We start from the raw sequence: 15131 nt of genomic DNA on the forward strand, positions 1-15131 counted from the left end.
ATAAACTCCATTTGAGACTACTCGGAAAACCATTTTTGTTAAAACCAGAGAAGTTCAATCATAAATTTTGCATAATTTTGCAGCATGTTGATAGAAAGTTTTCAAAACGATAAAATAAAAAATGTCACTAAGCTTCTTACTGACAACAGGTTTCGTAAAAAATCAAAAGTTTTTGTAGTAGAAGGACAGCAGGAAAATGAAAGAGCTATTCAGTATGATTTTGAACCGCTGGAGTTCTTTATCTCTGAAAATATCTTTAAAGGAACTCTTCCCGATAGAAAAATCCATTATGTAAGTGAGAAGGTATATGAAAAAATCGCTTACAGAGGGAGTTCTGAAGGAATTATCGGTATTTACCATACCAAAGAAAATTCACTTTCATCATTTGTTCCTAAAAAAGATTCTACGGTAATTATTGTTGAAGGTGTAGAAAAGCCAGGAAATCTTGGGGCTATTTTAAGAAGCTGTGAAGCTTTTGGAGTGGATGCACTGATTGTTGCTGACGGAAAAACTGATTTCTACAATCCTAATGTAATCAGATCCAGTGTTGGCTGCCTTTTCGGGATGGAAGTATATCAGGCTGAAAACGAAGAAACATTGGAATTCCTTCAAAAAAACAGTTTTAATATCTATACAACGATTATGGACGAAAGTGCTGAAGATCTTTATAAGAGAGATTTCAGACAGCGTTCTGCGGTATTATTCGGTACGGAACATTCCGGACTGAGTGATTTCTGGATCGGAAAAGGAAAAAACACGCTTATTCCTATGGCAGGAAGTATTGATTCATTAAATCTGAGTAATGCTGTGGCTATTACGTGTTATGAATCTCTGAAGCAAAAGAAGGGATAGACTATTGGTCTTATTTTTTATAGTAAAGAGATTACTTCACCTGCGGCCCGCAAATGACTAAACATAAAAAAACCGTTTCACTGGGTGAAACGGTTCTTTTATTGTTAAGCGTATGCTAGAATTATTTCTTAGCAGCATCTTTAGCAGCATCAGCAGCTCCTTTAGCAGCATCAGCAGCACCTTTAGCAGCTTCAGCAGCACCTTTAGCAGCATCTTTAGCAACTTCAGCACCAGCAGCAGTAGTAGCAGCAGCAGCATCTTTAGTAGCTTCTACAGCAGTAGTTGCAGCAGAATCAACAACTTTAGCAGCTGAATCAGAAACTACAGCAGCAGAATCAGCTACAGTAGCAGCAGCAGAATCAGTTGTACCTTCAGTAGCAGTAGCTTCAGTTTTTTTACAAGCAACTAGAGAGATTGCAGCGATAGCAGCTACGAATAATGACTTTTTCATAATAAATTAAATTTAATTTTGTTAATATTGTTTTATAAAATTTTCTTCTGTTCTGTTATTTGAACAAGACAAAGGTAGAGCAGTTAGAAAGTTTGTCTATGAAAAATAATTGTAATACCTTTGTAAAATAGTTTTACAAAAAAACATAGCTGATAATCAATAATTTAATTATTTTTTGAAAAATTGACAGATTTAGATCTATTACACTTTGAACAGCTAAAAAAGGATGTTCAGGGTCAATACTTAAAAGAATATACCCCTTCGCAGGATGACATATCCAAGTGGAAGGGTATAGATATTATATATTTTCAGGAAGACCTTCGAAAAAAAGCGAAAGGTAACATTAGTGAAAAGTCATTTTACACTTATTTTAAAACTTCACCGGTTACTAAATTACCAAGGATAGATATGCTCAATTTATTGAGTATTTATGCGGGTTATGACTCCTGGTATGAGTTCAAAAAGCAACATCTTTTTGCCGGCGAATTGCTGCAGGAAAATGAAAATTTTGATGAAGAAGATATGGATGAACTTGAAAAAACAGTTTCTTCAGCTCCCGAACTTCCAAAAACTGAATTTCAGCCTAAAAAAGTTGAAATAAGCAACCAGGAAAACACTGATTTACAAAAATCAAATACTGAAAATCAGACACTTACAAAAAACAAAGCGACAACAAATGAGATTGAAATTTCTGCTGTTCCGCCTAAGAAAAATTTCTTCAAAAAGAACGCCTGGGCACTTGTTACTTCAGTTTTGATTACCATTACTGGCCTTTTAGGATTTAAAGATGTACTTTTTTCGAAAACTTATAAATATTGTTTTATTGATAAGGACAGAGGAGTTTCTGTGATCAATACCTTAGAAATAATGGTGGTGAAAGAAAACGAATCTCCGTTGATGTATAAAATAAAGCCCGGCGAGTGCTTCTATTATTCCAGCAAAGATAAAAATCTAAAAATGCGAATCAGTGCTCCTTTCTACGAGCCTCTGGAGGTCAACAGAAGCCTTGAAAATGCCCCTGAAGAAGAAAAAATAGAACTAAAGCCGGATGATTATAAGATGGCTGTGTATTATTTCTCTATAAAAGACATCAAAGGAGGGAATCCGGATGAGCAGGTTGCTCTTATTAAGCAGAAAAGAAATCAGCTGGAAAACCTGATCAGCAGCAATGCAGTCATCTATCAGGTGTATGATAATGACACTTATGGCATTGAAAGGCTGGATAAACAGAAGTATATCACTCTGGTAACCACGCCAACAACCTCTCTGAAAAACCTGAATGTAATAGAAATGAAAAAGGATATCAAAGGTAAAATTGTATCCATCAAATTTAAAATTGCTACCACAGATGAAAAGAATAAGTAATTTTTTAATTTTCACCGTGCTTCTGACTTTAGTTATTGCCTGTAATAATAAAACCTCAGAGGTAAGCGACCTCGATAAACTGCGAAACAGCAACAATGAAAAAAGCTATCCTGCCGTACAGATGGATAGCATGCAGGCTATCAACTCCATCACCAAACAAAAAGTTCAGGAGCTTCTTGACCTGTCTACCCTCTATCTTAGTGGAAACAGGAATACGGAAATAGATACTGTCATTTATTCTCAGATGGAAAGTTATTTTCACAAACCGGATTCTCTGACATTTAAAAGACTGCTGAAGGAACTGGACAGCATGAAAGCAAAAACAGCGAAAGTCAGCAATCTGAATGTATATAAAGAGTTTTATAAAAAAGATACATTAGACTACGCCAAGTTCAATGTGGAGTATTTTGATAATAAAAACAAGTCGCTGGGAAGCTTTGAAAAGAATGCACAATACATCTTATTGTCTACATCAAAGCTTAAAAAAGAATTTAAATTCTACTTTTTAGATTTTTATTCCAAGCCGCTCAAGAAAGACAGTATGTCTGTAGGAGTAACCAGATAGTCCAGAGGAATATCATTTTCCCAGACATCATCCACATATTCATCGGGGTCAAAATAATTGACTCCGATTTTTTTTGTCTCGGAAGAAATGCTTTGAAACAAGCCGTCATAGAATCCTTTACCGTATCCTACCCGATTTCCTTTTTTATCACAGTATAATAAAGGTGTAATCACATAATGAAAGTAATTTTCCCCTGAATCATCATTAGAAACAGGTTCTGAAATCCCCCAACTGTTGGTTTCAAAAACAGTATCTTCAAAAATTTCAATAGCAATCAGCTTATCAGCTACAATTTTAGGCACATAAACCCGGATATTCTGTGCTAAAAAATAATCAATGAATATTTGGGTATCAACTTCCATTCTTGCCGGAATCGGGATAAAAACATGCACTTTCTCCGATTCTTTCGGATTGAAATACTGAATGAAATTTTCAAAAATCTTTTGAGATAACAGGAAAGCCTCATCGGTAGACAAGGCCTTTCTTTTTTGGATATATTTTTTTCTAAGTTCAGCTTTCAGCATAATGATTAAGTAATTCTTACAGAAATAATTTTCACAGGACAGGCGTTTGCCGCTTTCTCCAAATGCTCAAATGCTTCCTGATCAGATGTTTTTAAAGTATAGAAGCCCTTTTTATCTACCGTCTTAAGCAATACTGATTTGCCATCTTTTTTAGACATTCTAAAATATTCCGGAGCGAATTCAACACAGTAATTACAACCAATACATTTATCTCTTTGTAGTGTAGCAATGACCATTACGCTTTAACAATTTTATATAATTTGTCACTTGCCCGTACACGGAAATTGGTAGGGAAAGTAATCACATCAGACTTTGTTGCCTTTTCAGCTCCTTCCTTCTTATCAACGATCATACTTTCGATGATCATTTCCTGTGATCCTGTAGTGGGCCCCTGTATAAGTACACTGTCTCCTACGGAAATATCATAGGCTTCAACCACAAACTCAGCAATATTGGCTTTCGGATAGAAATGCCTCCCTTTTCCTATATAAACTTTCTTTTGTGTTGCACTGGAACCTGAATTCGAAGACCAGTCACCCAGCTCCTGTCCAAGATAATATCCACTCCAGAAACCTCTATTGTATACGGTTTCCAGGAGTTTCATCCATTCATCAACTTTTTCCTGAGAAAATGTTCCTTCAGCAATACTGTCAATTGCTTCTCTATAACATTTTGTAACTGTTGCTACATATTCAGGTGCTCTTCCTCTTCCTTCTATCTTTAAGACTTTTACGCCGGCATCTACAATCTGATTCAGAAAACCAATGGTACAAAGGTCTTTGGGAGACATCATATATTCATTATCAAGTTCAATTTCAAAACCTGATTCCTGATCAATCACAGTATATTTTTTTCGGCAGTTCTGTTTGCACGCGCCTCTGTTTGCAGAAGAATTATGAGAATGCAGGCTTAGATAACACTTCCCGGATACGGCCATACATAAGGCACCATGCCCGAAAATTTCCACTTCAACAAGATTACCGGAAGGTCCTTTCACCTGATCTTTTTCAATCTGAGTACAGATTTTTTTGATCTGCCTGATACTTAATTCACGGCTCATCACCATTGTATCAGCAAAAAGAGCATAGAATTTTACGGTTTCAATATTGGTTATATTAATCTGCGTAGAAATATGCACCTCCATGCCAATTTGTCTTGCATAAGAGATTACAGCCTGATCCATTGCAATTACAGCTGTAAGACCAGCTTCTTTAGCTTTATCTAAAAGTGTTCTGACGATAGACAGATCATGATCATATATGATAGTGTTAAGGGTAAGATAGGTTCTTACTCCTTTTTCAGCACATCTTCTGGCGATTTCCGGCAGATCATCAATGGTAAAATTCATTGTTGCTCTTGCACGCATGTTGAGTTGCTCAACACCAAAATAGACAGAGTCAGCCCCATTATCTATAGCTGCCTGAAGTGATATGAAATCTCCTGCAGGAGACATCAATTCTATTGTTCCGCTTTTTGTCATTTTGAGTCCGGAATTACTAAGTTATTAAACAGAAATAATTTATTGAAAGTTCGGAATTATGCATTTTGTACAATTCTGTACAGCTTATCAGATAAGCGAACTCTGAATGGTAATGCAAAAGTAATCTGATCTCCTATATTTGCTGTTTCACAAGGACCTCCGTTAGCATAGATCTCAGTAATAGTAACCTCCTGCTCTCCTGTTGTAGGACCTGAAATTAATACTTTATCTCCAACTGACAGATCTTTATGCTCAATTAAAAACTGTGCAATTTTTGATTTTGAATAGTAATGCTCTGCTTTACCTATCAATTCTTTTTTAACAGCAATCTTCTGGCGGATATTTTTTGTTTCGGCTTTTGCTAAAGGCTTATCAGTTAAATCTCCTGAGTTTTTAAATTTCAGGGCATCGGATTTTCCTTTTCTGAATACTTTATTTCCAACCTGTAACCCTTTTCTCAGTTTCACCTGTTCTTCCCAAGGTAAATGGATGGTATCCAGACATTCTGAAGAACAGCAGTTTTCCATCGCTGCTTTACAATCATCACATTGGATAAACAATAGATGACAGGCATCATTGGCACAATTGGTATGATTATCACAAGGTTTTCCGCACTGATGGCATTGTGCAATAATATCGTCTGTAATTCTCTCTCCTAAGCGGTGGTCAAATACAAAGTTTTTACCGATGAATTTACTTTTTATTCCTTCTTCTTTGATCTGGCGTGTATATTCTATGATACCTCCTTCCAGTTGATATACATTTTTGAATCCCTGATGTTTGAAGTAAGCACTTGCTTTTTCACAACGGATTCCTCCGGTACAATACATCAGCAGGTTTTTATCTTCCTTAAAATCCTGCAGCTGTTCGTTAATAATAGGTAAACTTTCTCTGAAGTTTTCCACATCCGGAGTAATTGCTCCTTCAAAATGCCCAACTTCACTTTCGTAGTGATTTCTGAAATCTACAACAATGGTATTGGGATCTTCCAGCATATTATTGAATTCCTGAGCTTTTAAGTGAATTCCTTTATTGGTTACGTCAAAAGTCTCGTCATTCAAACCGTCAGCAACAATTTTATTTCTGACTTTTATGGTTAATTTTAAAAATGAGTAATTGTCATGGTCTACCGCTACGTTCAAACGGATTCCTTTCATGAAGTCATAAACTTCCAGCGTATCACGAAAAGCCTCAAACTGATCTGCAGGAACACTCATCTGAGCATTAATTCCTTCTGTTGCAACATAAATACGGCCAAGTGCATCCAGTGCATTCCAGGCTATAAATAATTCGTCGCGAAATTTTTTGGGGTCTTCAATTTTGGCATACGCATAGAAAGACAAAGTAAGACGGTCTTTACCGGCTTCATCAATAAGTTGAGCTCTTTCTTCTGCGCTTAAGGTGTTATACAGTTGCATGCTATAAACGTTTTAAGTGAGAATAAAATTTTTGCAAAGGTAATAATTTTTGAATTAAGTATGTTTATGACACGAATCAAGAATAGTAAGTAATGACCTGTCTGCAATGAAAAAGAAATCACTTTACATCATGATTCTGCCATATTTTCTTTAATTTTTTTTTAAGTTTTGTTAACTCTGACATTAACAATTATGACATAAGACATAAAATGATATAATAGCCGTTAAATTTTAGTTAAAATTGAAACATAGCATACTAATTGCTTACTTATTTAACATTAAATTTGTTTACTCAAAAACATAAAAATGAAATTAATTAATAAAAAAGAAAGATATACAATGAAGACTACTTTTAAAAAACTATTACCATTTGCAGTGGTAGGGGTATTATCTGGAGCTACTACCGTTGGAGCTTTACAATATTTCGGACATGGCTCTAATAATGGAGATCAATCTTATTTCACAACAGCCGCACCTAATACATCATTCGCAGGAATGAATACAGGAGCTGTAGGTGATGATTTTGTAAAAGCGGCTAAAACAACCGTTCCGGCTGTAGTTACCATTAAAAACTATCAGAGCAGAACCTCAAGCAGAGCTTCAGAGCAGGATTTGTTCGACTTTTTCTTTGGAGATCCTTTCGGGGGAAGAGGCCAGCAGAGACAGAAGCAGCAACAAGCTCCTGACAATATGCCATCTGGAATGGGTTCCGGTGTTATCATCTCTCCGGACGGTTACATTATTTCCAACAACCACGTGGTAGCAGGTGCTAACAAGCTTGAAGTTGTTTTAAGCAACAAAAAATCATATATCGCTACTTTGGTAGGAACAGACCCTAATACAGATATCTCTTTATTAAAGATTGAAGAAAAAGGTCTTCCTTATCTGAATTTTGCGAACTCTGACAATATTGATGTAGGACAATGGGTACTTGCAGTAGGAAATCCATTAGGATTAAATTCTACAGTAACAGCCGGTATTGTTTCTGCAAAAGGAAGAGGTATCGGAATCTTGGGAGGCCAGGGAAAAGCTACTAATCCTATTGAAAGTTTCATTCAAACGGATGCCGCCATCAACCCGGGTAACTCAGGAGGAGCTTTGGTAAACACGAATGGAGAGCTTATCGGGATCAACTCTGCGATTCAGTCTACTACAGGATATTATCAGGGATACGGATTTGCAGTGCCTTCTAACTTAGCAAGAAAAATCGTTGAGGATATCAAGAAATTCGGAATTGTACAGAGAGGATTCCTTGGAGTTCAGTCTTTAGATCTTTCGAATGACCAACTGGTAAGTTCATACAACAAGCAGTTTAAAACAAATCTGAAGGTAGGTTCAGGAATTTATATTACAGGATTTGGTGAAAACAGTGGTGCTGAAGATGCAGGACTGAAAAAAGGAGACGTAATCACTAAAGTAGACAACTACGATATAACAGACTTTGCTGATCTTTCTATGTCTATCGGAAGCAAACGTCCTGGCGATAAAGTACAGGTTACTTATTCAAGAAATGGCAAAGAAAGTACTACCTCTGTAACGCTTAGAGACCAGAAAGGAGGCACTTCAACAAGAACGAAAGCTGACCTTAGTGTAACAGAAAAAATCGGATCTGAATTTGATCCGCTTACAGAGCGTTTCAAAACAGAATACGGACTAAATAGCGGTGTAGTGGCTAAAAACGTATCTGAGGGCAGCGAAATGGCTAAAATCGGGATCGTAGATAACTATATCATCATCGAAATCAATGGCAAGCCGGTCAATTCACAGAAAGATGTTGAAAAGATCCTTGAGAAATATCAGGGGAATGTACAGGTGAAATTCGTGGATGACTATGGAAGAATCTATACAAAAGGTTTCAAAATGCCTTAATCAGAAAACAAATTAGTTTTTCATATCAACAAAAAGCGCTGCAAATGTCTGCAGCGCTTTTTATTATTTATTTAGACTTGTTCATTTTATCAGCGATATTCTTCTTTTTATTCCTTTCGTAGATCACTTCTACAATTTTACCCCCAATCCATGAAAACGGAAAGAACGTAAGAAAAATAGAGATCTTATAAAATGTAGGATGATAAGGAAAAATAATGACATCCAACATGGCGATAAAAAGCATAATAAAGCCAATCAGAATAGCATAGGCTACTTTAGCATATTTAACGATAATGGCCGTTGCAACTCCTCCAATGGTCGTTCCTAATCCGGAAATAAATAAAAGGAAGCCGAAAAACGCCTTATCATCTTTCATGCTGAAAAGAAACCTTTGCCAGTGCTCAAACGGAGCAAAAGCCTCAAAAGTTACCCATTGCGGAAAAGCCCTTATACCAAGAGTAATAATAAGTCCTGCAATACCAAGGCCTATCAGAACCGCAATTGTATTTCTTATAAAGTTCATTAATCCTGATGTGCGATCATAGAAATTTCGATATCCACATTTTTAGGCAAGCATGAAACCTGTACTGTTTCTCGGGCAGGATAGCTTTCTGAATCTAAGTATGATGCATAAATATCATTCATTACAGCAAAATCATCCATGCTCTTAAGGAAGATGGTCGCTTTTACAACATTTTTGAAAGTCATGCCAGCTTCAGTAAGGATGGCTTCAAGGTTTTTCATTACCTGATGCGTTTCCTTTTCAATTCCTTCTACCAGTTTACCCGTTGCAGGATCTACAGGAATCTGTCCGGAGATATACAAAATTCCGTTTGCCATATTAGCTTGTGAATAAGGTCCGATAGCTGCAGGTGCATTAACTGTGTTGATTATTTGTTTCATATGCGGATATTTAATTTTTTCCAGATCATAGGTGATCACTATCTGTTATGTTCGCTGGTTTACGAATTTTGTCAATAGTGATTTCATTAGCATTTATTCTGCTTGCAAATATAAAATTTATATTCACAAATGCCAATCTGATATTAGAAAGGTGCATTAGGCTGGGTAAAACTTCTGTCTTTGTACTTCAATGCATCACTTAAGATATTGGCTTTGATACCGATAAAGAAGTCATACACTTTATACTGTCCGAAAGGAACCCAGTTGAAATTGATTGTAAAACTTCGCTGATCCCTTGAAAAACCAATCCTTGTATATGCCAATTCTTTAGTCACCATATCATAATGCGTACTTCCGTTGATATTCCAGTAAGGAGTAAGCTTGATACTACCGTCTAATCCTATGGATGCAATTTTATTGGCAAATTTGCTCAATCCTTTGGAATAAGCATAATTGGCACTGATATTTAAAGTCCAGGCCTGATCAAAGTGAGCATAATGATCATCATCAAAATAATAATTTTCATTTCGGACTTCTCCCTTCGAAGAATACTTCTTGGCATAATCTGTTTTTTCTCCAAAAATTTCGCTGCTTAAAGGATAAGATAGCTGAACGTTGAATCCTTGCACACTGAAGTGACCGAACTGCTCTGTTCTTACCCCTGTATTTTCTCCTGATGAGAAATCAATTTTATAAGGTTCCAGCGCAAGACTGGTATTTACAGTAAGTTTACTATTGAAAAAGGAAGACTGTCCGTTGATAGAGAATACAGACCAGGGATGATCTTTAGCAGCAAAGTTGTAGCTTCCTGCCAGGTTTAAAGATTCAAAAATTTTGATTTTCTTTACCCCTGTAGAATCACTCTTAGACTTTACTTTCATCTCAATATTGTTACCGATATTGAACCCTAAGGCTCCCTGCATACCACTTGATGGGCTTCCGATAATTCCTTTTTCAAAAATAGAATAGGGTGTCAGCGCTCCGGTTGCATTATAATAGTTTCTGTAATATCCGAAGCCAGGACTTGAGAAATCCGGTGAATAGGTAAAACTCATACTTGGAGTCATCATATGTCTTATCGCTTCCACTGTAGATCCTTTTTTGAATTTCATCATTCCAAAAAGTGTTGTCTGAAGACTTGCGGAAGTGGAAAAAGTAGAGTATCCTGTAAAGTTTTTATTGATTTCGTCAACCGTTACATTTTTTACCGGATCATAATATCTGTTCAGCGTTTTTGTAGTCAAAGCGTTATCGATATTCGCACTTAAACTGAAAGTGAAGTATTTCGCCAATGTTGTATTGGTAGCCAATGCGATATTGTTTTTAAGCCCTGTCTGCATTTTATCCCACATTTCTTTTTTAAATAGCTCGTTCTCCTGAGTATTCACAAAATTGGTAAGATTGAAACCGGTATTCACTGTAATATTTTCAAGTAATCCCTGTCTGATCCCTGTTCTTGATTTGAACAGATAGAACTGATTAATTGCTACGTTCATCTGTGGAAGACGAAGGTCTGCCAATCCTGTTGCAAAGTTCTGGGAATATGAAGCAGTTCCTGTGATAGTCATCGGAAGTTTCAGGAATCTTTTGGTAAGGGTTACTGTAGAGTTCTGCTGGGTATTCAATACATTCTGATTGAAAATGTAATTATTGTTAAGCGGGTTGTTATAGAATTTGGTACTTACAATATCTACAGAGGCACTGAATGTAAGGAAAGGATTGGCTTTGGAATCCTGCGAGTGAGTCCAGTTGATTCTATAGGTACTGTTTTTAGTATAATCGTCCAAACCTTTGATCCCTCTCACCATTGTACCAATATCTGCCGTAAAGTTTCCTGAGTAGCGGTATTTCTTCTGGTAATTCACCTGAGGACGTAAGTTCCAGCTTCCTTTTGTATAAATATCTGCTAAAACCTTAAGGTCAAAATGTTCTCCAATCGGTTGATAATATCCAATTCCGTTCAGGAAGAAACCAACATCTTCTCTTTCCCCGAAACTTGGGATCAGAATACCTGCAGCCCTTTTATCTGAGAATGGCAAAATAGCAAACGGAAGGTAAAGCGGCGTAGGAACCTGTTCGATAAACATCTGAATAGGACCTGTTACGATCTGGGATTTTGTTTTGGTTTTAATCAGCTTAATATTATAGGCTCTCATAAAATAATCCGCTGCCGTATCTTTCTTCTTAATGAAATAATCATCCGTTGTATAATCCGCTTTTCTCATTGCGAATACGGAATCATTATATTTTTTAGTTTTCTGGGCTATAATTACCCCTTCGCTTTCTTCCGTTCTGGCATTGAAAGCAATGGCCTGTTTTGTTTTTGTATTATAGCTGAATTCATTGGTTTCGTATTTTTTCCCGGCCTGTGTAGTGATTACAGGCTCTATAATCTTCCCTAGAGAGTCTTGTTTTCCTCTGGCGTAGATCAGATTTTTGTTATCATCAATAGAGATATAATCCGCATCAATCTGCATATCCTGATACTTTACCTGAGCATTTTTGTTCAGGAATGTCATTTTTTTGGGAACATCTCTTCTCTGATCATCCGCTTTTGTACGAAGAACATCATTTAAAGGTTCTTTTTTTACAACTATGGTATCCTTTTTGGAAATAGTATCATTAACCGCATTTTCAGGCAATTTTTCAGGAGTTTTCTGTGCTAAAAAATTGTTAAAAATTAGGATAATTAAAATTTGTAATATATTTTTGAAGACGGTTTTGGCCAATTTTATTCTATATAATTAAGGCTCAAAATTAATATAATTTTTATAACTGTAAGATGCACAAACAAAATTTTAAAATAATTTTATCATTTCTCCTTATCCTTACCAGCAACTTTATTTTCTCACAGAAGAAGTTTACTATCGTTCTGGATGCGGGACACGGAGGAAGTGATCATGGAGCCAACAGGACTTATTCCGACATTGGAAGGGTTGCAGAAAAAGACATTACACTTGCCATTACATTAAAAGTAGGTGCCATGTTAGAGAAAAACAGAGATTTCAAAGTAATATATACCCGTAAAATAGACGAGTATCCTTCTCTGTCTGACAGGACCAATCTGGCTAACAGAAGTAAAGCAGACCTTTTTGTATCCATTCACTGTAACTCTTCCCAAAGACCTACAGCGTATGGAACTGAAACGTATGTACAGGGACCTAACCAGAATAATGAGAACCTGGAAGTAGCCAAAAGAGAAAATGATGTAATTTTTCTTGATGAGAAAGATAAGCAGATTTTTGGTTCTTATAACCCGGATTCTCCTGAATCATTAATTGCTTTGAAACTTCAGCAAAGTAAATATCTGGAATCAAGTCTTCTCTTGGGAGGACTGGTAGAAGATAACTTTGTGAATAAAGATAAAAGATTTTCAAGAGGTGTATTTCAGAAAAACCTTCACGTTCTCCGTATGAATGCCATGCCATCTGTACTGATAGAGACAGGATTCATCAATCACCCTGAAGAAAGTCACTACATCGCTTCAGACAAAGGACAGACTGAAATTGCAGAAAGCATCTACAATGCTATTATTGATTATAAAAAAGCGGTTGACAGAAAATCCGGCGGTTCTATGGCTGTCAGAAAACCAGAACCTGAAAAACCGGCAGAAGTTCCTTTGAAAAACGATTTCAGAATTCTACTCATGAGTTCTCCTACGAAATACAATGAAAATGATCCTGCCCTGAAAGGCCTGAACTATATTCTTACCCTTAAAGAAAACGGACAATACAAGTATTACTATGCTGTAACCAATATGGCTTCAGTGAAAGATATTAATCTTAAAACTGCCAAAGATGCAGGTTTCAGAAATGCCTTTGCTGTAGGATTTATGCCTAACCAGAGAATCAGCATGGGATATTATACCATAGAAGTGTATGCAGGTGATAAACTGAATGGTAATTCTTATATCCTTCAGAATTTAAAAGATGTGGAAAGAAACAAGGATAATGGAGTATTTTATTATACCTACGGAAAGGTATACACATTGGAAGATGCTGTAAAGCTTCAAAAGGAACTTGATGCTAAAGGTATCAAAAATACGGTGATACAAAAAGTCTATAAATAAATCAAAAAAATAATTTTGAAGTTTAAAAGTTAATTCCTACTTTTGCGACCTCAAAATTCGGCCTATTCGTCTAGTGGTCAGGACTCAAGATTTTCATTCTTGCAACAGGGGTTCGATTCCCCTATAGGCTACCGAAAGCTATACATAGCTTTACACAATACTAGCTGAAAACCTCTTTTAAACAATGTTTATCAGGGGTTTTTATTTTTAACAACATAAAGTAATGTAAAGTCACATAAAGCATTTTTTGTCCCTAAGATGTCCCCATTCTTTTTAAATTAATATTCTATCTCAAAATTATTTTTAACTTTAAATAAATATTTGATATGAACGTTAATTTCTATTTGAAAGAACCAAAATCTAAAGATGAAACATTAATCCACTTTAGTATAATAATTAATGGTTCAAGAGTAAAACGCTCAACAGGTGTAAAGGTCAAACCAAATCAATGGAGCGGAACTAAAGTAAAACCATTAGCACCCAATTCCGAAAACAAAAATCTGAAACTAGAAAACATTCAACATATTATTAATGAAATTGAGAGGGACTATTTAAGGGACAGGAAAGACTTAACAATAGATTTATTCAGAAATGAATTTGATAGAAAAATCAATCCTGAACACACAAATACAGATAATCGTTCTTTTTCAAACGTAATTGACGAGTTTATTAAATTAAAAACTCCTATTTCGTCCGAAAATACTATAAAGGCATATAACACTCTAAAAAAGACAATTTTAGAATTTGAAAAAGAAAAAAAATATAATGTCAATATGCAATCATTTAATTTGGTTTTTAATGACTACTTTCAAAATTATCTGATTGAAAAAGAGTTTTTGAACTCCACAATTAACAAATACTGTAAAAATCTGAAAGCTTTTCTAAATTGGACGTATAAAAGAGGTTATCATAACACTACTGATTACAAGCAATTTGATTTACCCAGCTATGAAACTGACAAAGTTGTATTAACGGCAGAAGTTATCGAAAAACTTAGAACACAAAATTTTAAGAATGAGTTAAAGAATTGCATACGAGACATTTTTATTCTAAGTTGTTATACAGGTCTCCGTTATATTGATATTTCATTAATCACTAAAAACGATTATGATGACAAATTTTTGAATTTACACATCAAGAAAACGAGGGAAAATTTAACGATCCCCTTACTTCCACAAGCAAAGGCAATTTTAGATGCTCAATTCGAGCATTTTGGTAAAATGAATGTTCCACCAAATCAAACATGTAACCGAATATTGAAAGATTTGTTTGAAGAGATAGAATTTACTCACACTGTAAAGTTTACAAAGCACTCAGGCGGTAATAACATTACTTTAGAGCAACCTGCAAATAAATTTATTACTGTTCATTATGGTAGATCATTTTTTATAACCAATTCTTTAACATTAGGAATGAATGAAGAACTCATTAGAAAAATTACAGGACATAAAGATTATAAATCCTTTAAGAAATATGTTAATTTTTCAAAAGAAATGGTAGCCGAAAATTTACATTCACATTGGACTGTCAAGAAAGATCCGGTAGTGTCTCACTAACTGTGTAAGTTAAAAAGTTATTCTGGAAAATTTTGAGCCCTCATAGCTCAAAAAATTTTACGGAAATAACTTTTTATTA

General features: G+C 35.5%; 14 protein-coding genes and 1 tRNA gene. 7 read left to right on the forward strand and 8 right to left on the reverse strand.

Annotated elements, in window-relative coordinates; genetic code table 11:
- Nucleotides 1–84: 84 nt before the first annotated feature.
- Nucleotides 85–852 (forward strand): TrmH family RNA methyltransferase, encoded by a 768-nt coding sequence (locus BW946_RS15465; RefSeq protein WP_076597018.1) that lies wholly within the window; start codon nucleotides 85–87, stop codon nucleotides 850–852.
- A 121-nt stretch (nucleotides 853–973) separates the two neighbouring features.
- Here BW946_RS15465 and BW946_RS15470 read toward each other — a convergent pair whose 3' ends face one another.
- A complete protein-coding gene (locus tag BW946_RS15470; RefSeq protein ID WP_076597019.1) occupies nucleotides 974–1303 on the reverse strand; it encodes a hypothetical protein in 330 nt (109 codons plus the stop codon).
- 183 nt (nucleotides 1304–1486) lie between these two features.
- Here BW946_RS15470 and BW946_RS15475 point away from each other — a divergent pair, with 183 nt between their 5' ends.
- Together BW946_RS15475 and BW946_RS15480 are read left to right on the forward strand one after the other, a co-directional pair.
- Nucleotides 1487–2668, forward strand: a complete 1182-nt coding sequence (locus BW946_RS15475; protein WP_076597020.1) for a hypothetical protein — start codon at nucleotides 1487–1489, stop codon at nucleotides 2666–2668.
- Nucleotides 2652–3233, forward strand: a complete 582-nt coding sequence (locus BW946_RS15480; RefSeq protein ID WP_076597021.1) for a hypothetical protein — start codon at nucleotides 2652–2654, stop codon at nucleotides 3231–3233. Before BW946_RS15475 ends, BW946_RS15480 begins: the two co-directional genes overlap by 17 nt.
- Here BW946_RS15480 and BW946_RS15485 read toward each other — a convergent pair.
- The 4 genes from BW946_RS15485 to BW946_RS15500 are packed head-to-tail and all read right to left on the reverse strand — an operon-like array spanning nucleotide 3182 to nucleotide 6655.
- Nucleotides 3182–3757, reverse strand: a complete 576-nt coding sequence (locus BW946_RS15485; protein WP_076597022.1) for a 5-formyltetrahydrofolate cyclo-ligase — start codon at nucleotides 3755–3757, stop codon at nucleotides 3182–3184. The genes BW946_RS15480 and BW946_RS15485 overlap by 52 nt on opposite strands.
- A 5-nt stretch (nucleotides 3758–3762) precedes the next feature.
- Nucleotides 3763–3993 (reverse strand): ferredoxin, encoded by a 231-nt coding sequence (locus BW946_RS15490; RefSeq protein WP_076597023.1) that lies wholly within the window; start codon nucleotides 3991–3993, stop codon nucleotides 3763–3765.
- The gene (locus BW946_RS15495) at nucleotides 3993–5237 is read right to left on the reverse strand and encodes a peptidase U32 family protein (RefSeq protein WP_076597024.1); all 1245 of its coding nucleotides are present in this window, start codon (nucleotides 5235–5237) and stop codon (nucleotides 3993–3995) included. Before BW946_RS15495 ends, BW946_RS15490 begins: the two co-directional genes overlap by 1 nt.
- Before the next feature lie 56 nt (nucleotides 5238–5293).
- A complete protein-coding gene (locus tag BW946_RS15500) occupies nucleotides 5294–6655 on the reverse strand; it encodes an oxygen-dependent tRNA uridine(34) hydroxylase TrhO (protein WP_076597025.1) in 1362 nt (453 codons plus the stop codon).
- Nucleotides 6656–6994: 339 nt separating this feature from the next.
- Here BW946_RS15500 and BW946_RS15505 point away from each other — a divergent pair, with 339 nt between their 5' ends.
- Nucleotides 6995–8524: a trypsin-like peptidase domain-containing protein gene (locus tag BW946_RS15505; protein ID WP_076597036.1), complete on the forward strand. Its 1530-nt coding sequence runs from the start codon at nucleotides 6995–6997 to the stop codon at nucleotides 8522–8524.
- A 67-nt stretch (nucleotides 8525–8591) separates the two neighbouring features.
- Here BW946_RS15505 and BW946_RS15510 read toward each other — a convergent pair whose 3' ends face one another.
- The 3 genes from BW946_RS15510 to BW946_RS15520 form a co-directional block, all read right to left on the reverse strand.
- The gene (locus BW946_RS15510; protein WP_076597026.1) at nucleotides 8592–9047 is read right to left on the reverse strand and encodes a hypothetical protein; all 456 of its coding nucleotides are present in this window, start codon (nucleotides 9045–9047) and stop codon (nucleotides 8592–8594) included.
- Nucleotides 9047–9427: a RidA family protein gene (locus tag BW946_RS15515; protein ID WP_076597037.1), complete on the reverse strand. Its 381-nt coding sequence runs from the start codon at nucleotides 9425–9427 to the stop codon at nucleotides 9047–9049. Before BW946_RS15515 ends, BW946_RS15510 begins: the two co-directional genes overlap by 1 nt.
- A gap of 143 nt (nucleotides 9428–9570) precedes the next feature.
- Nucleotides 9571–12156, reverse strand: coding sequence for a putative LPS assembly protein LptD (locus BW946_RS15520; protein ID WP_076597027.1), 2586 nt, complete (start codon nucleotides 12154–12156; stop codon nucleotides 9571–9573).
- A 53-nt stretch (nucleotides 12157–12209) separates the two neighbouring features.
- On the opposite strand from BW946_RS15520, the gene BW946_RS15525 reads away from it, so the two are divergent.
- The 3 genes from BW946_RS15525 to BW946_RS15535 all read left to right on the forward strand — a co-directional run bounded on the left by BW946_RS15525 (nucleotide 12210) and on the right by BW946_RS15535 (nucleotide 15052).
- Nucleotides 12210–13496: an N-acetylmuramoyl-L-alanine amidase family protein gene (locus BW946_RS15525; protein ID WP_170872091.1), complete on the forward strand. Its 1287-nt coding sequence runs from the start codon at nucleotides 12210–12212 to the stop codon at nucleotides 13494–13496.
- A gap of 59 nt (nucleotides 13497–13555) precedes the next feature.
- Nucleotides 13556–13627 (forward strand) — tRNA-Glu (locus BW946_RS15530).
- Between the two features lie 195 nt (nucleotides 13628–13822).
- Nucleotides 13823–15052, forward strand: coding sequence for a phage integrase SAM-like domain-containing protein (locus BW946_RS15535; protein WP_076597028.1), 1230 nt, complete (start codon nucleotides 13823–13825; stop codon nucleotides 15050–15052).
- The last annotated feature ends 79 nt before the right edge of the window (nucleotides 15053–15131 follow it).

This window comes from Chryseobacterium sp. RU33C, assembly GCF_900156015.1.
GTDB lineage: Bacteria > Bacteroidota > Bacteroidia > Flavobacteriales > Weeksellaceae > Chryseobacterium > Chryseobacterium candidae.